The sequence below is a fragment of the Acinetobacter entericus genome (assembly GCF_026168575.1).
GTDB classification, from domain to species: domain Bacteria; phylum Pseudomonadota; class Gammaproteobacteria; order Pseudomonadales; family Moraxellaceae; genus Acinetobacter; species Acinetobacter bouvetii.
The window spans coordinates 255,296-272,555 of record NZ_JAPEQW010000001.1; the positions used below are offsets into that span (position 1 = coordinate 255,296).

17 protein-coding genes are annotated in these 17,260 nt (G+C 45.0%); 9 read left to right on the forward strand and 8 right to left on the reverse strand.

Features of this window, described 5'->3' with window-relative positions; all coding sequences use genetic code 11:
* Window positions 1-2 precede the first annotated feature (2 nt).
* The 4 genes from OKC24_RS01240 to OKC24_RS01255 all read left to right on the forward strand — a co-directional run bounded on the left by OKC24_RS01240 (window position 3) and on the right by OKC24_RS01255 (window position 2,913).
* Entirely contained in the window at window positions 3-521 is a 519-nt protein-coding gene (locus tag OKC24_RS01240) for a hypothetical protein (protein ID WP_130147765.1), read from the forward strand.
* A gap of 64 nt (window positions 522-585) precedes the next feature.
* On the forward strand, window positions 586-1,902 hold the full coding sequence (locus tag OKC24_RS01245) for a DUF445 domain-containing protein (protein WP_130147763.1): 1,317 nt from the start codon (window positions 586-588) through the stop codon (window positions 1,900-1,902).
* Window positions 1,903-1,979: 77 nt separating this feature from the next.
* Window positions 1,980-2,639, forward strand: coding sequence for an adenylate kinase (gene adk / locus OKC24_RS01250; RefSeq protein WP_130147761.1), 660 nt, complete (start codon window positions 1,980-1,982; stop codon window positions 2,637-2,639).
* 85 nt (window positions 2,640-2,724) lie between these two features.
* Window positions 2,725-2,913 (forward strand): hypothetical protein, encoded by a 189-nt coding sequence (locus tag OKC24_RS01255; protein WP_130147759.1) that lies wholly within the window; start codon window positions 2,725-2,727, stop codon window positions 2,911-2,913.
* Window positions 2,914-3,073: 160 nt separating this feature from the next.
* Here the strand turns inward: OKC24_RS01255 and nth are convergent, their stop codons facing one another.
* On the reverse strand, window positions 3,074-3,763 hold the full coding sequence (gene nth / locus OKC24_RS01260; protein ID WP_130147757.1) for an endonuclease III: 690 nt from the start codon (window positions 3,761-3,763) through the stop codon (window positions 3,074-3,076).
* A 1-nt stretch (window position 3,764) separates the two neighbouring features.
* Complete coding sequence (locus tag OKC24_RS01265; protein ID WP_130147755.1) at window positions 3,765-4,559, reverse strand: RnfABCDGE type electron transport complex subunit B; 795 nt, start codon at window positions 4,557-4,559, stop codon at window positions 3,765-3,767.
* A gap of 582 nt (window positions 4,560-5,141) precedes the next feature.
* Between OKC24_RS01265 and gdhA the strand changes: the two genes are divergently transcribed.
* Complete coding sequence (gdhA, locus tag OKC24_RS01270) at window positions 5,142-6,485, forward strand: NADP-specific glutamate dehydrogenase (RefSeq protein ID WP_005008365.1); 1,344 nt, start codon at window positions 5,142-5,144, stop codon at window positions 6,483-6,485.
* A gap of 121 nt (window positions 6,486-6,606) precedes the next feature.
* Here the strand turns inward: gdhA and OKC24_RS01275 are convergent, their stop codons facing one another.
* From OKC24_RS01275 to rlmH, 3 genes are all read right to left on the reverse strand, one after another.
* Window positions 6,607-7,380, reverse strand: a complete 774-nt coding sequence (locus tag OKC24_RS01275; RefSeq protein ID WP_130147753.1) for an META and DUF4377 domain-containing protein — start codon at window positions 7,378-7,380, stop codon at window positions 6,607-6,609.
* A gap of 158 nt (window positions 7,381-7,538) precedes the next feature.
* Window positions 7,539-8,315, reverse strand: a complete 777-nt coding sequence (locus OKC24_RS01280) for a dioxygenase family protein (protein WP_130147751.1) — start codon at window positions 8,313-8,315, stop codon at window positions 7,539-7,541.
* 113 nt (window positions 8,316-8,428) lie between these two features.
* Entirely contained in the window at window positions 8,429-8,911 is a 483-nt protein-coding gene (rlmH, locus tag OKC24_RS01285) for a 23S rRNA (pseudouridine(1915)-N(3))-methyltransferase RlmH (protein WP_005008370.1), read from the reverse strand.
* A 162-nt stretch (window positions 8,912-9,073) separates the two neighbouring features.
* Between rlmH and OKC24_RS01290 the strand changes: the two genes are divergently transcribed.
* The gene (locus OKC24_RS01290) at window positions 9,074-10,018 is read left to right on the forward strand and encodes a M28 family peptidase (RefSeq protein WP_130147749.1); all 945 of its coding nucleotides are present in this window, start codon (window positions 9,074-9,076) and stop codon (window positions 10,016-10,018) included.
* A 602-nt stretch (window positions 10,019-10,620) separates the two neighbouring features.
* Here the strand turns inward: OKC24_RS01290 and OKC24_RS01295 are convergent.
* From OKC24_RS01295 to OKC24_RS01305, 3 genes are all read right to left on the reverse strand, one after another.
* Entirely contained in the window at window positions 10,621-10,998 is a 378-nt protein-coding gene (locus OKC24_RS01295; protein WP_130147747.1) for a VOC family protein, read from the reverse strand.
* A gap of 182 nt (window positions 10,999-11,180) precedes the next feature.
* On the reverse strand, window positions 11,181-13,607 hold the full coding sequence (lon, locus tag OKC24_RS01300) for an endopeptidase La (protein WP_131276317.1): 2,427 nt from the start codon (window positions 13,605-13,607) through the stop codon (window positions 11,181-11,183).
* A gap of 147 nt (window positions 13,608-13,754) precedes the next feature.
* Window positions 13,755-14,342, reverse strand: coding sequence for a 5-formyltetrahydrofolate cyclo-ligase (locus tag OKC24_RS01305; protein ID WP_130147743.1), 588 nt, complete (start codon window positions 14,340-14,342; stop codon window positions 13,755-13,757).
* Window positions 14,343-14,647: 305 nt separating this feature from the next.
* Here OKC24_RS01305 and OKC24_RS01310 point away from each other — a divergent pair, with 305 nt between their 5' ends.
* From OKC24_RS01310 to OKC24_RS01320, 3 genes are all read left to right on the forward strand, one after another.
* On the forward strand, window positions 14,648-15,880 hold the full coding sequence (locus OKC24_RS01310) for a YncE family protein (RefSeq protein WP_130147741.1): 1,233 nt from the start codon (window positions 14,648-14,650) through the stop codon (window positions 15,878-15,880).
* A 109-nt stretch (window positions 15,881-15,989) separates the two neighbouring features.
* A complete protein-coding gene (locus OKC24_RS01315) occupies window positions 15,990-16,448 on the forward strand; it encodes a hypothetical protein (protein ID WP_130147739.1) in 459 nt (152 codons plus the stop codon).
* 285 nt (window positions 16,449-16,733) lie between these two features.
* A complete protein-coding gene (locus OKC24_RS01320) occupies window positions 16,734-17,090 on the forward strand; it encodes a DUF1304 domain-containing protein (protein WP_130147737.1) in 357 nt (118 codons plus the stop codon).
* Window positions 17,091-17,260: the final 170 nt, after the last annotated feature.

Consider the following 17,260-nt stretch of genomic DNA (forward strand, 5'->3'; position numbering starts at 1 on the left):
TAATGAACAAAGCATATTCTTTGTTGGTATTGGCATTTATTGCAAATGCAGCGTCAGCGCAGGAAGGCGGCTTTCTGCCGGAAGCAAATTTAGCAGGCGCTGATGCGGCTAAGCTGAATGTCGGGGCCGGATTTACGCAGAAATTGATTCATCTGAATACAGAATGGGTGAATCCATACGGCATCGCTTATGCTAAAGCGGGTGTATTTCTGAATGGGGATAAAACCTTTGGCGGGCAAGTTGGTTTCCGCCACCCTGTGCATTTCACTGGAAAAGATAAGAACGGCTACTATTTGGGCGTCTATGCAGGCCATATTGAAAGTAAAGATGTGGGCGATGAATTTAAAAGCCGTTTAGGCGGCGGTGTAGATTTGGCATATGTTATGCTGAGCAAAGAACGCATCAGCACCTTCAGTGTAGGAATTGGCGCGGGTGAAAAACTTACCGATAATAACGGTTATACGGTTGCGGAAACTGAACCGAAGCTACAATTTTCCTATACTCTAAGTATAGGATTATAGAGAAAATATCCGACTTTGTTTACATTTGTGTTCCTCTGAATAAAATTAAATATGGAAGTTATGCATGCTTGAGTACGTCAATGAGTTATGGCTAGCCTTTTTGAAACGGCCGGATTTTTGGGCTGTACTCAGCATTATTCCTGTAACAGCTTTTGTAACTTGGGCGCATGTATGGATGGCGCTGAAAATGGTGTTCTATCCAATTAATTTTTGGGGATTTCACCTTGGCCCGCTGCCTGTCGGCTGGCAGGGCATTGTGCCGCGCAAGGCAGGCCGCATTTCCGGCATCATTACAGACAATACTTTATCTAAGCTGGGTTCACTGCGCGAATTTCTCGATGCCATGGATCCTGAGGATATGGCGCGCATTATTGGCGAACAGGTTGGCTTTGAACTGGAACATCTGATTGATGAGGTGATGATTGACCGCAATGCGGTGCTCTGGGAAAACTTGCCTTATTCCATTAAGCGCCGCATTTATGCGCAGGCCAATAAGCAAATGCCGGGTATCTTAAAAGAACTTGTGACTGAACTGACCATGAACGTTGAGTCACTTGTGGATATGCGTGAAATGGTGGTGAGCCAGATGGAGGGCGACCGCCGCTTAATGGTGCGCATGTTCCTTAAAGTTGGGCAAAAAGAAATCAATTTTATTTGGCATATCAGCGCGCTGATAGGAATGTTCTTCGGGGTGTTCCAAATGATCGTTTGGTTTGTGGTGCCTTGGCATTGGACTGTTCCGTTCTGGGCATCGGTGTGGGGCTTTTTGACCAACTGGATTGCCATTTGGATGGTGTTTAATCCACTTGAGCCGCATATCATAAAGTATCCGCAATTCTTTGAATTAACAAAGAATCGTAAATTTCCATGGATTAAACCCGTCATTCCGCGGATTGGCGCTTATAATATTCAGGGTGCATTCATGAAGCGTCAGGAAGAAGTGTCGGATGTATTTGCCAGTGTGGTGACGGAAGATCTGATTACTTTAAAATCCATCATGACTGAAATGATGTACGGCAGTAAAAAAGACAAGACTCGCCGTATCGTGAAGCGCCATATCAACGAAATTATGGAAACTCCATTGGTCAGAACATCTTTGCAGCTGTCTTTAGGGCCAAGAGAGTATGCAAAACTCAAGACAGACTTGATTGATCGCTCAATTGAAATTACGATGGTGCCTGTATGCGACCCTGCGTTTAATGCGAGCCGTGCACAGAAAATCTTTCAAATGTTCAGAGACCGTATCCGCGAGCTGACACCGAAGGAATTTCAAAATCTGTTACGTCCTGCATTTCAGGAAGACGAATGGATTTTAATTGTTTTGGGTGGGGTTACTGGCTTTATTGCGGGTACCATACATTTGTTTGTGGCTTTCTTATAATTAGATGCTGAACCTATGTCGAATTTTTTGACATGATCACGGCGTCAAATACATTGTTTAAATGAGGATGTTTTTTTATGCGCATTATATTACTCGGACCACCTGGAGCAGGTAAAGGTACACAGGCTCAGTTGATCTGTAAGCGCTACAATGTCCCACAAATTTCAACCGGTGATATGCTCCGTGCTGCAATTCGTGAAGGAACTGAACTTGGTCTGCAGGCTAAAAGCGTGATGGACAATGGCGGTCTTGTATCTGATGAGCTGATCATTGGTTTAGTGAAAGAACGTATTGCACAGCCTGACTGTGTGAACGGCTGCATTTTTGATGGCTTCCCGCGTACTATTCCTCAAGCGGAAGCGCTTGAAAACGAAGGTATCAGCATTGATCACGTGATTGAAATTGATGTGCCGGATGAAGAAATCGTTAAACGCCTGTCTGGCCGCCGTCAGCATCCAGCGTCTGGCCGTGTATATCACATTGTCTACAATCCGCCAAAAGTGGAAGGTAAAGATGATGAAACGGGTGAAGACCTTGTTCAGCGTCCAGATGATTTAGAAGCGACGATTCGTAAGCGTTTAGGTTCATACCATACTGAAACTGAACAGCTGGTCGGTTTTTATCAAGGCCGCGCGGCTTCAGGCGAGAATGCGCCAACTTACGATAAACTAAACGGTTTGCGTCCAATTGATGAAGTTCAAACTGATCTTTTTGCTATTTTAGACCAGTCAAAATAATCCGTTTTTACGGGTTTTGACTTTCAAAGAGTCCTAAGTCATATTAGGGCTCTTTTTTATTGCGCTGTTTTTTGGAGATTGGGCTGTGGAGCATATTGCGGTTATTTTGGTATTGGCGGCAGCTGCAGTAGTGGTTTTGGGCATGCTGTATTACAGCTTTAAGCTGCTCAAAAAGACACAGGAACAGGAAAAACTGGAGCGCCGCAATCAGCCTGTTGAGTATCAATTGCACCCAAAATTGAAAAAAGAACAAGAGCAGCAAAAGAAAAAATAGCAGGCGCACAGAACAGCAGCATGCAGAGTCTATTCATTAAAAGCACAATGCTTGCAGTGGGCGGATTGCCATTAAGCGGCTGTTCATTTCATTGCCTTAGCCCAGCAGACGCCCAATTGAGGCATTTTGAGTTAGATCTAGCCATGCCGATTTTAAAAAATCATGCCTCAATATTTTTGACGGCGATTGTGCGGGCTGCGCCAAATTCGAAACGGTCTGGCCAGTTGCAGACATCGGAGACAATGCATTCACCGCATTTAGGTTTACGCGCAGTGCAGCAGTAGCGGCCGTGCAAAATCAGCCAGTGATGTGAATCGACAATAAATTCTTTGGGGATGACTTTCACCAAGCGGTGTTCGACTTCCAGCACATTTTTCCCTACAGCTAAGCCTGTCCGATTCCCTAAGCGGAAAATATGCGTATCTACCGCCATGGTTGGCTGTCCAAAGGCAGTATTCAATACTACATTGGCTGTCTTGCGCCCAACGCCGGGCAGCGCTTCCAAATCCGCACGGTTACCCGGAACAGTACTGTTATGTTTTTCGATCAGCATTTTACAGGCTTTGATGACATTTTCCGCTTTGGAATTATATAAACCAATGGTTTTGATATATTCCTTTAAGCCTTCAACACCCAGCGCGTAGATGGCTTCTGGCGTGTTGGCGACCGGAAAGAGTTTATCGGTGGCCTTATTTACACTGACATCTGTCGCTTGCGCAGACAAAGTGACGGCAACCAGCAGTTCAAAAGGGCTTGAATAATTGAGTTCTGTTTTAGGATTGGGGCGCTGTGCGCGAAGCCGTTCAAAAAAAGTTTGAATCTGCTTCTTAGTCATGTTTTTGACGGCCATATTATTCCCCTTGCAGTGCATTCAGCTGCTGGTTTAAATCTTCCAGCAGCGCCCGTTTGTTGGCATCTTCACGGACACTGAGCTGTTTTTCCAGTTTCTTAATCTGGGTGCGGATTTTAGCCAATTCAATGGTGGCTTTAGCATCCTGCACTAAGTTTTTTCTATCTGTTTTTTCAGTCAGTTCAATGTCGGGAACGCTATCGGACTGCGTTGAAAAACGGGCAAAGAGCGCCGTATCAATTTCAGCGCGAACGACAGGGCCTTTGCGGTTGATGCGGCGTTTTTCTTCACGCTGAATATGCGCATAGTAGCGCTGGCGCAAATCCTGCTGCTCCTGCGCGCGCAAGCTTTCTGTCGGCAGCGGCTGCACATCTTCAATCAAATCAATGCAGTCAACTGGGCAAGGCGGAATGCACAGTTCGCATCCAGTGCAGAGGTCAGTCAGTACTGTATGCATCAATTTGCCTGAACCGATAATGGCGTCCACTGGGCAGGCGCTGATGCATTTGGTGCAGCCAATGCATTCATCTTCACGGATGACTGCTTTCATGCGCTGTGGACGGCCATCTTGCTGTACAGGCCAAATGCTCTCTTCTGCCGGCAAGGCCGCCCGGTTCAGCAATGTAGCAAGCGCATCAGCAACAGGCTGGCCGCCAGGGATGCATTTATTGGCTTCCTCACCTTCAGCAATGGATTTTGCATAAGGCAAACAGCCATCTCGATGTCCGCAAAGTCCGCATTGTGTTTGCGGGAGCAGGGCATCAATTTTTTGGATGAGGGAAATTTGTGTATTCATGGATAACCGGAAATGCTGTGCAGTCAGCGTGAAACAAAATGCTGGAGTGCAATATTAGCATGTTTTAACAATGATTTTTGAGGCTGTTTTTTGAGCGTAAATGAAAAAGCCGCCGCTTGTCTTTGATCTATGATTGTTGCCGTTTGCATGCTTTACGAAATGCTTTCATAAAAGCAATGCCCTAAAAGTATTAAGTCCTAGGGCATTTCACGATAAAAAGAAGCGCTATGTATGCTGAATGCGTCTATGCCGAAGGCTGATTAAGCGGAGGGATGTCCTTTAGCAAGAGGGCCGCAACACAGCAAAGCACAGTCGTTACAGCGCAAGGAATTGCACGAAAATGGTTCTTTTTATGCGTTATTATCGAGCAAAATATTACATTAAATTATTCTAAAAAGTTATTTCATTTATAATAAAAAAGACTATTAGATTAAATTAAATCTATGTTCTATAAAGAAAATTAAGTTTTTTTTAGAAAACTATTGCTGAAATGATGCAAAAGATATTTAATATTTTGCGCCAAAATATATCACTGATTAAAATTTTGATCGATTTTGATCCATTTCTGCTGAGGATTAAGCGTTGAAATACAACAGCCTTAACGACTTTCTTGACTACGTAAAAACACGTGATTCACATCAACCCGAATTTCTTCAAGCTGTTGAAGAAGTTATGACTAGCCTTTGGCCGTTCATTGAAAAGAATCCGCAATATGCTGACTATGGTTTATTAGAACGCCTTGTTGAACCTGAACGCGCCATTCAATTCCGTGTGTCTTGGGTAGATGATAAAGGTCAAACTCAAGTGAACCGCGCTTTCCGTGTTCAATACAATTCAGCAATTGGCCCATTTAAGGGCGGCATGCGTTTCCATCCGTCTGTGAACCTTTCAATTCTTAAATTTTTGGGCTTTGAACAGACTTTTAAAAATGCCTTGACTACACTGCCTATGGGCGGCGGTAAAGGCGGTTCAGACTTTGATCCTAAAGGTAAGTCTGAAGGCGAAATCATGCGTTTCTGCCAAGCGCTGATGATTGAGTTATACCGTCACTTAGGCCCTAACACTGACATCCCTGCGGGCGATATTGGTGTGGGCGGCCGTGAAGTTGGCTATATGGCCGGCATGATGAAGAAATTAAGCAATGACACGGCATGTGTATTCACTGGCAAAGGCTTAACTTTCGGCGGTTCGCTGGCGCGTCCTGAAGCGACTGGCTACGGCACTGTGTATTTCGCTGAGGAAATGCTCAAGACCCGTGGCGACAGCTTTAAAGATAAAGTGGTCACGATTTCAGGTTCTGGCAACGTTGCGCAATATGCAGCTGAAAAAGCAATGTTCTTAGGCGCGAAAGTGGTATCACTGTCTGATTCTGCCGGTACTGTATACGTTAAAGACGGTTTTACAGATGCGCTTCTGGTTGAAGTGATGGAGCTGAAAAACGTCAAGCGCGGCCGTATTTCTGAGTTTGCGTCTAAACACGGTTTTGAATACCTTGAAGGCAAACGCCCGTGGTCTATCAAGTGTGATATTGCACTGCCATGCGCAACTCAAAATGAATTGGATGCTGACGATGCTGCCGCGCTGCTTGCTAATGGCGCGATCTGTGTAGCGGAAGGCGCGAATATGCCGTCTACATTGGATGCAGTAGAAAAATTCGTTGAAGCGAAGATTCTTTATGCGCCGGGCAAAGCCTCTAATGCGGGCGGTGTTGCGACTTCTGGGCTTGAAATGTCTCAAAATGCCATCCGTTTAGGCTGGACTTTTGAAGAAGTGGACGAGCGCCTGCATGCCATCATGAAAGAAATTCACCGCAACTGCGTGAAATACGGTACAGAAGCTGACGGCACTGTGAACTACGTCAATGGCGCCAACATTGCAGGCTTCGTAAAAGTTGCTGATGCCATGCTGGCTCAAGGCGTATATTAATCTGATTCACAGCGCTGTGTTGACGCCGATCAGGATCAACATGGTCAGCTGAATAAAAAAACCGAGGCCATGGCCTCGGTTTTTTTATGCTTTCAATCACAGATTAAGATCTGACAAGCATTTACAAAGAACCTTTGACTGCTTCACGTTCAATGATCATGTCTTGAACATAAGCATATTTAGATTGATCCGCAGCTGGGTTTTTAATTTCATAACGTTTGATGCGGACAACTTGGCGTTCTGCAGGGTTATGAGTGTAGCCTTCAATGCCGCTGTAGAATAAAGTCCAGTCTTTATCAACCTGTGTTTTTACGCCATTTTCGGCATATTTGATTTCACGCACTTGCAGGCAGGTTTGCGGCGCGACGCCAACGCATTTTTTAGTCTCTGGGCTGATTTCTAAGAAAATAGTTTCACCTTGAGTCTGATATTTCGTTTCAGGCGTCATCTTTCCGGTAAATACATACTGTTTGCCATCTGCAGCCGTTACAGTCAGTGTCGGCTGGTCGGCATCATTCAGGTTCAAGACAAACGGCACTTTGCTGCTTTGGAAAATAGAGACTGCCAAGCGTTCCTGCTTCATGGCTGCATCAGGGCAGGCCATTTGCGTAGACATCATCGACCCCGTCACAATTTGATTGCCTGCCACTTTCCAAGAGCCGCCCATTGTATTGCAGCTGGTAGAAATGCTGAGGCGGCCTTCAGAACCGAAATTAAGCACAAGCGGTTTCGGCGCGCCTGTATCGGTGCTCCATTGATAAGACGCTAAAGTTTGATCTGCATTTTGCTGCTGAAGAACAGACACTGCTAAATCTCCTACTTTTTGGATATCGCTGGATTGACACGCAGCTAAAGCAAGGGGGAAAAGTGCGATGGCTAAATATTTCAATTTCATTGTCTGCTCAACGTATTATCTGAATTAAGTAATTGATTTGAAAACAAGATCAAGCATATCGCATTCAAGTTTAAAAAAAATGGATACATTCGGCCCTTTTAGGTATCAAAATGTATCAATTAATATTTATTTGTTAACTTATAAATAGTTTTTATGTATTAATCAAAGCGGTAAATGTCCATGCCGAGTGACCCCATGCTGAAGCTGCTGTGCACGATGCTGAAACGGTGGCCTGTGCCCATAGCAAAGAACAGCGGCGCAAAGTGTTCCAGCGTCGGATGGTTGCGTTCAGCATAGGGAATCGTTTGCCAGTCCAATACAGCATCATAATCACTGTGGGCCAGCTTGCTGACCACATAATTGCGGAATACTGACGCCCATACCGGGACTGGAGCCGGCTGGCGGTTCCATGAGAGTTCACGCAGGTTATGGGTAATGCTGCCAGATCCAATAATCAAAATTTGTTTGCTGCGCAAAGGCGCAAGCGTCTGGCCGATTTTGTAAATATCTTGCGCTGACATGCTGATTGGCAGGGCAATTTCGACCACAGGAATATCTGCCTGCGGATACATATGCAGCAGCGGCATCCATACGCCATGATCATGCGGGCGCGTGCTGTTGGCGTGGGCGGAAAAACCCGCTTCTGAGAGCATATGCAGAATATTTTCTGCCAATTCAGGATGGCCGGGTGCAGGATAGCGGATATCGTATAATTCAGGCGGGAAACCGCGGAAATCATGCCATGTTTCCGGACGCACGCCAGTGTTGACTTCCAGCGCGCTGCTTTCCCAATGCGCTGACATCACAATGATGGCTTCAGGTTTAGGCAGATTTAAGCTCAGGCGTTCCAAAGCGGGGCCGACTTGCTCAGGATTAATTGCCAGCATGGGCGAGCCATGGGAAATAAATAAGCCGGGCAGGGTTTGCAGATTCATTTGCTGTACGCCTAATTAACTGTTCTTTAAGTATTTTGACAAAATTTTAAGATGCGATAAATACCGGATTAATCAACAAAACGTTGCATAAATGCAACGTTTAAAGGAAGGCATTAGCCCGCGCGGTGGTAGGGGTGGTTGTGGTTAATGCTCATGGCGCGGTACAGCTGTTCAATCAGCATCACGCGGACCATCGGATGCGGCAGTGTCAGTTTGGATAGCGACCAATGCCAAGCAGCCGCTTTGCGGACCGCTTCTGAGTGCCCATCGGGCCCGCCAATGGCTAATACAATATCATTGCCTTCCAGCATCCAGCCTTTCATGGTTTCAGCCAGTTTTTCTGTGCTGAATTCACGCCCGCCCACTTCCAGCGCTATCAGAATTTCATTGTGCTTCATGGCATTTAAAATACTGTCGCCTTCAATCTGGCGGTATTTCAAAATATCTGCTTCTGAATCATTTTTACCGCGTTTTGCCATCGGAAGTTCAATAATTTGAGTTTGAACAAAAGGCTGAATGCGTTTGAAATAGTCTTCAAAGCCAGTCAATACCCATGCAGGCATCTTTTGGCCAATGGTGATAATGCGGATTTTCATAGCAGGCTGTAATGAATGTAAAGCGCCATTATAACGAGAAATAACGCTTTGCTGAGATCAGAAACAATTTGCAATTGAATTGGCTTAGCCATTATTGCTTTAATATCTGGAAAGCGTGAACCTGTTCACACAACTTGAGAAATAATAATAAGGAAGTTTGCGATGAAGAAATATAAAATCATACAGCTTGCTGGGCAGAGTTTCTTCAGTTTCATGGCGGTTATGGCCGCTTCATCTGCGCATGCCGCTGCAATTAAAAATGCAGAACCGCAGAATTTAACGGTTTATATGGAACAGCTGCTGGGTGACGGCGATTATCGGAATTTTAAAGATGTGAGGGAGCTGAACCGGGTGTCTTCATGGATCCGCGAGCAGATGCGGCTCTTTGGCATTCCATGCCAATATCAGACCTATAAGGTGAACGATGAGGCTTACCGCAATGTGGTGTGTTCACTCAAGGGCAATAGCGCTGAAAAAATCATTGTGGGCGCGCACTATGATGTTTTTGAAGATAAGCCCGGCGCGGACGATAATGCATCTGGCGTGGCTGGAGTAATTGAAACAGCGCGCATTCTGTCAGCGGAAAAAAGCAGTCTAAAAAATACCGTCGATTTTGTGTTTTACACCTTAAATGAAGCGCCGTTTTCAGGTACGGAAGATATGGGCAGCTATGTGCATGCAAAATCGATTGAAAAGCAAAATCAAGCAATTAAAAGCATTTATATCTTGGAAAATATTGGCTATTTTGATCCAAACCTGGTGCAGGAATATCCGATTGGCCTGAAATGGATTTATCCGGATCATGGCAATTATATTGCGGCCGTTGGCAATTTGCAGTCCCGTGAGATTACAGCCGGTTTTTGCGGCGCAATGAAGAATTTAAATCAGCTGCAATGTGAACGGCTGATTGCGCCATCCTTTGTTCAGGCAATGGACTTCTCTGACCACAATAATTACTGGGCTTTTGATTTGCCGGCAATTGTCATTACGGATACGGGCGTATACCGCAATAAAAATTATCATACCGATAAAGACACGATAGACAATGTGGATGTCGGAAAAATGGGGCAGGTGGTAAACGGCTTAGTGCAAACTATTTTAAAGTGATATCCGATGCCCGCATTTTTAAGCAAATTCAAGAATGAATCTATTTGCATATTTGCTGGATTTAGAAAGCCTTTGCATAAAAAACGCAGTCCTGAAAGCCTTTGGACTGCGATAAAAGATCACCTGCCTGGAGATGCAGATGACCATTTTAGGACTCATAAATTTTTAAGCTTAGAGCCTACATGGAACATACAGCGCAGTATGTCTCTACTATTAACATGGAGGTAAATCACCGTTTTTCAAGAGCAGCTCTCCAATTGTGAAGGGTTTAAAAGAACTGGATATTTCAAAGCTTTAAATTTATATATTGTAGTTTGAAACGCTGCATGCTATGGCTTAAAGTAAGTTTTCGGCTGCATTTCCCATCACGCCACGAAGAAAACAATCAATATATTTAAAAACGGCTCTGAAAGATTTACTGTACGCCTAAATTGCCCTTTTGGGAATATCTGTATAAATTTTAAACAAAAAGAGTGCGCATTAGGCATTCTGCACAGCATTTCTCTAGCGGGCAAAACTCATGATAGGCCGCGTTTCATATGCTGGGCGATGACGAATAAAAAATAGAGCGATACCGCCCCATTATCCAGCATCAGCTGGCTCTATTTCATTGAGTGAATGCCGAACAGATTGCCCTCTGTGTCGAGCCCTAAGACAATATGGCCATATTCGCCAATCGACATTTTTGCTTGATGAATTTTTCCGCCGGCGGATTCAATTCGAGCCTGTTCTATGGCGCAATCTTCACTGCTGAAATAAACCACGGTGCTGTTGCCTCCCGCGGGTACACCGTCCATTTTCACCAATGTGCCGGTTGTGCCGTATTGGCTCATGTCGGAAGGGAAGGCCCACATGAGCATATTGGAATTGTTTGGATCCCCCAGCAGGCTTAATTCAACCGAGAGTAAGGTTTCATAAAATTTTTTGGCTCTATTCATATCATTGACATAAATTTCAAACCAGCAAACAGGATTTGACATATTGATTGGCCTTTAAAATTTGAATGCAAGTGTGATCATTAATTGATCTGATTTATTATGCGTGAAATGCTTCAGAGTGGAGTTTTAATTTTGTAATAGGCAGTGCCGCTTCTAAAGCTGCTGCGCTGAAATGCAAAAAGAGCGCCGAAGCGCTCTTTTTGCATGTGGTCATTGATCAGTGCTTAATGGCGGGCTGCTTTCACTTCACCAGAAGCCTTCACAATCGGCGCCTTAGGCAAGGGTTTCGGCATATCCACTAAAGCCAATGGCAGAATCTCATCGATGCTTTTCACCGGCTTAATTTCTAGGCCTTCTTTGACATTGTCTGGAATCTCAGCCAAGTCACGCACGTTGTCTTGCGGGATGAATACCAGTTTAATACCGCCGCGGTGAGCAGCCAGAAGCTTCTCTTTTAAACCGCCAATACGCATTGCACGGCCGCCTAAGCTGGTTTCACCTGTCATTGCGATATCTGGACGGATTGCAATGCCAGTGAATGCAGACACTAGGGCAGTGGTTAGCGCCAAACCAGCAGACGGACCGTCTTTTGGTGTTGCGCCTTCTGGTAAGTGAACATGCACATCGGTTTCTTCAAAGCGAGATGCTTCAATGCCTAGCTCATCAGCACGGGTACGGACTACAGTCATCGCAGCAGTAATCGATTCTTTCATTACATCGCCCAATGAGCCAGTGGTAATGAATTTACCTTTACCTGTAACAGCTGCAACTTCAATGGTCAGCAATTCACCGCCAACAGAAGTCCAAGCCAAACCATTTACACGGCCAACTTGCGCTTCTTCTTCCGCCATACCAAAGTCAAACTTATGTGGACCTAAGTAGTCTGGAAGATTCGCTGAATTTACATCAATTTGAAGATTCTTCGCTTTCTTGCTAACCGCTTCTTTTACCACTTTACGTGCAATTTTAGACACTTCACGCTCAAGGCTACGTACACCAGCTTCGCGGGTATAACGCTGCACGATGTCGCGAATTGCTTCTTCATGCACGGTAAGCTCTTTAGCGCGCAGGCCATTGTTCTTAATTGCTTTAGGAACAAGGTAGCGTTCGGCAATATTCACTTTTTCATCTTCGGTATAACCCGGCAGACGAATCACTTCCATACGGTCTAACAGCGCTTCTGGAATATTCATGCTGTTTGCAGTACAGATGAACATCACTTCAGATAAATCCAGATCAAGATCTAAATAGTGATCGTTGAATTTATTGTTTTGTGATGGATCCAATACTTCAAGCAGTGCAGAAGCAGGATCGCCGCGGTAGTCTTGCGCCATCTTGTCGATTTCGTCGAGCAGGAACAATGGGTTCTTCACGCCGACTTTTGTTAAAGACTGCACAATTTTACCTGGCATCGCACCGATATAAGTACGGCGGTGACCGCGGATTTCCGCTTCATCACGCACGCCACCAAGCGCCATACGCACAAACTCACGACCTGTCGCTTTCGCAACCGATTCACCCAGTGAGGTTTTACCTACACCCGGAGGGCCGACTAAGCACAGGATCGGGCCTTTGAGTTTTTTCACCCGTGACTGCACTGCCAGATATTCCACAATGCGGTCTTTTACGTCATCTAAGCCGTAATGGTCTGCATCTAAAATTTCTTGCGCTTTGCTTAAGTTAATGCTGACTTTGCTGGCTTTATTCCAAGGCGTATCTAAGATGGCCTCGATATAATTACGCACCACAGCCGCTTCACTAGACGCTGGCTGCATGGCTTTAAGTTTGCGGAATTCAGCTTCCGCTTTTTTACGCACATGTTCAGGCAAATCTGCTTCTGCAAGGCGTCTTTCAATTTCTGCAACGTCGTCTTCAGCGCCGCCATTCATGTCGGAAAGCTCGCGCTGAATGACCTTCATCTTTTCATTGAGGAAGTATTCGCGCTGGTTTTTTTCCATTTGGCGTTTAACTGAATCATGCAAAGTCTGTTCAATCTGCTGCTCTTCAGACTGCTGCAGCAGGTAAGTCATCAATTCCTGCAAATGCGCTTCGAATTCATCGTGTTCTAAGAATTTTTGCTTCACATCAATATTCAAAGGTACACGGGTTGCAACGAAAAACAGCAATTGCAATAAATCATCAATTTTGTTGGCTGCTGCAATCAGCTCACGCGCATTGCGAAGTTTCGCTTCTGCATATTGCGCGAACATGGTGCGCAATTCTTCAATGCGTGATTCATGCTTTTCGCTTTCGGCTGCAACAGTCATTGGGCTTAAGCTATGTTCTGCAGACAGGTATTCATCATTGTTGATGATTTTGACCAGCTTTGAACGGTGCAAGCCTTCAATTAATACTTTGATGCAGTTTTCATCATTTTCGTGATTCACAACTTGCACAATCTTCGCGACAGTACCGTATTGATATAAATTGTCGTGATCAATTTCTTCTGTAAGCGAATCTTTCTGTGCAACTACAAATACGAGATTGTCACTGTTACGAGCCACGTCCACTGCATTGATCGATTTTTCACGACCCACAAATAACGCAATCTGCATGTGAGGATAGACCACCACATCGCGCAGCGCCAAAAGTGGCAATACACTTGGAACCTGAGGCTCTAAGGTTTCTTCATTCATAATAATTTCAGACATGGGCACTCCTAATGAGTGACAACGGTGTTGCCATGTTTTTTATAGTGATGGGTATTTTAAAAATTACAAGGGTATGGCGGAATAAATTGTATGAAAAATGAGTAAACATCTGATTTTAAATTAGTCTAACCTGTCAAAATGATCAATTTAACGCGGAAATCGCAATAAGGTTTGCGGGGTGAGCAAGGCGTCCAAAGGCTGATCCCAAGATTCACGGGGCAAAGTTTCACGGATCAGCTGAAAATGATGCGCAAGGCTCAGCCTGAAAGGATGCTGCGGCGCTGAAGCTAATGTTTTATCGTAATAGCCGCCGCCCATGCCAATGCGTGTGCCTTGTCCGTCGCAAGCCAATAAAGGCATGATCAGCAGATCCAATTTGGACACATGCAGGCCGCGTGAGGACATCGGTTCTTTCATGCCTAAGGGGTGGTGTGAAAATCGCTGGCTGAAATATTGATGCTGAGAGATTTGAACCCATGACAGGCGCTGATTCATATTGCAAATCATGGGCAAATACAAGGCTTTACCTTGAGCAAAGCAGTACTGCATAATTTTACGGGTCTGAATTTCACCAAAGGCATGGAGATAAATGCCGATCTTTTTGGCCTGCTGAAATTCGGGCAGCCGTATGATGCGATTTAATACCGCCTGTTCCGATTGCCTTTGCTGAAATTTGCTTACAGCACGGCGCTGTTTGCGCAGGTCTTTTCTAAGCGTGTTTAAATCGTAGGACATGCGGCTTTATGTTTCAGAATTTTTTATAGTTTAATCCTTCAATGTTAAACAGCAAGTGCGGAGCAGCATCTATTTGAAATATTCATCTCGATGCAGGCATGCTTCCGTTTATCTAAATTGCCGGTTTTGGTGAATATTTCATCGGATTTTATTGTGCACTTATATCTATACATTTGTATATTTATTCATGCGCCAGGCATTGATATAAAGAAGAGTGCTTGTTGCAGACGGCGATATCAAAACATTTTGAACAGCTGTAAATTAAAGAAAAATCAAAAAAATCAGCAGATTGCTGGAGAATAAAAATGAAATGGAAAGCAAAAGTGAAGCATCACGTAGCGCAGCTGCTGATTTTGACGGCAGCCGGTTCTGGCGCAGCCATAGCTGCTGCGCCAATCAATAGTCAGCAGGTCTTTTTTGTCGGCAATAACTGGGACGGCACGGTGACCGTGATCCGATCTTCCGGCGATTTTGGAAAGATTGGCGTCATCAACATGATTCCAGACCGTAAAGAGCGGCTGCTGGAAATCCACTTAAATCCTGTGAAATTGATTGCCTACACTTATATTCAATCGACTGCAGGAGAAGGGCACGATCAGCTGGTGGATGACATGTATTCCACACCAGACGGCAAATCGGTCGTGGCTTCCCGTCCAAGTTTTGCAGATGTGGTTTCGATTAATATTGCAACTGGAAAGATTAACTGGCGCACGCCAGTAGAAGGCTTCCGCGCTGACCATATGGCGGTGTCTCCGAATGGACAGCAAGTGGCGGTTTCGGCTTCTTCAGGCAATGTTGTGCAGGTTTTGGACATCAATAGCGGCAAGGAATTGGGCCGCTTTGCCACAGGGGATAAACCGCATGAAAACATTTATTTCGATGGCGGCAGCAAGATTTTGAACTCGGCAATCGGCAATGTGGAAACTTCAATGGATGCTTCATGGCAGGACTTTACCAAGGGCAAGCGCTATCTTACTATTGCCGATGCAGGCAATTCTAATGTGCTGAAAAAAATTGATTTCCGTCCGGCATTGGACGCTGTTGGGCGCAAAGACTTATCCAATGCGGTACGGCCAATTGTATTCAGCAAAGATGAAAGCAAGATTTATGCGCAGGTTTCATTTTTCAATGGCCTAGTGGAATATGATTTAAATCAAGATAAAGTGACTCGTATTGGGCAGCTGCCAGGCAGTTCAACAATTCCTTCTGACCGCAGCAAATGGGTCAATGATTCACGTCATCACGGCTTATCCATCAGCAGTGACGGCGAGAAATTATGTGTCGCGGGAACCATGGATGACTACGCCACAATTGTAGACCAGAAAACCTTAAAAGCAGGCAAACTGATTGCTGCCGGCAAGCCCTACTGGGCGACCCGCAGCCCGGATGGAAAAAGCTGCATCATCTCTGAAAGCGCTAATGACGCCGTGACAGTGATTGATTTTGAAACAGGCGATAAGGTGCTGAGCGTCCCTGTAGGCAATCATCCGCAGCGTGTGCGCATCGGCTATGCGCCTGCAGGCTGGCCTGCGCAATAAAAAGAGCGGATGAGCTGAGAACAGGCTGGAAGCCAGCCTGTTCTCTAAGATGCGCAGTTCCGCTGACGCATTGAATACGGCAAATGAATGAAAATAAAAAAGGTGAACTATGCTTTCTCGAGCGCAATTGGGCGTGGCCGCTTCCATCGGGTTTGTGGTGATGTCGGCTTGGCTTGCTTTTTTAAAGCCTGATCCAGCGGCATTGTTGAAGAATTCACAGCGCACTCAGCCTGCGGCGATTGAAAATAAAGTATCAGCAGCAGAAGCGCCAAATTCTCTGCAGCCAGTGCCGGAAAAAAAGCAGGAATCCTATCTGCCGGATCACGCGGCATTACAGCAGCGCGACAGGTTATATAAAGAGTTTGAAGGCATCAGCATAAGCCTCAGCCATGGCCAGCAGCCCGATGCGCGAAAAGTGCATGAGCTGCTGCAGCAGCAAATGCAGCTGGTGAAATCTGGAGTGCTTTCAGCGCAAGACGCCATCAATTATTGTCAATTTTTAAGCAAAATCATGCCGGAAATGGATCAGCAAATAAACCGCTATATTCAGCAGCTGGAAAAATTGTAAAAACAGAGTTTTCGGCTGTTTGCTAGATCAATTTAAGGGGTGAGCGCTTGAACGCACTTGGGCAGCCTTTCATTTGGATCAAGCTGTTTTGCGTAGGCTGAAGAAAGCGCTGCTCAGTTCAGTGACTGGCTAAGTCATGTTTACAGGGTGAAAAAGTCCGTATTTCATTAGAAGATGGCTTGCAGTCATGGTCAAAAAATTAAATCGTTTTAAATTGCTGAATCGATTATTTTAAAATGACCAGAACGAAATTAATAAACAGCATGGAACAGAAGGAAAAGAAATATGCTTTCTCAGATATTGATTGTGATTATTGCTCTTTTGCACATCTATTTTTTGGTTCTGGAGATGTTTTTGTGGCAGAAGCCAGCGGGTTTAAAAGCATTCGGAAATACGCCAGAAAAGGCTGCATTAACGAAAGTATTGGCTCAGAATCAGGGGCTTTATAATGGTTTTTTAGCTGCAGGGCTGATTTGGTCGCTGCTGGTATCGATGCCATTTTCATTCATGCTGGCAAACTTCTTTCTGATCTGTGTCTTAATTGCAGGAATTTATGGCAGCGTCACGGCGAGCCGAAAGATTCTCTATATTCAAGCGCTTCCTGCTTTAGCAGCGTTAATTCTATTGAATTTAGGTGTATGAAAATAGCGGTGAGCCTGTTGCAGGCGGATGAATCATGCTTTTACATTCCGTTTACAGGGGCTCGCAGGTTTGACAGGGATTGCAATGCGCAGAGATCACTAATTGGGGATGACTCTGTAAGTCGGCAATAGGCCTGAATATTGCACATCTGATTTATGGAATTTTACCGA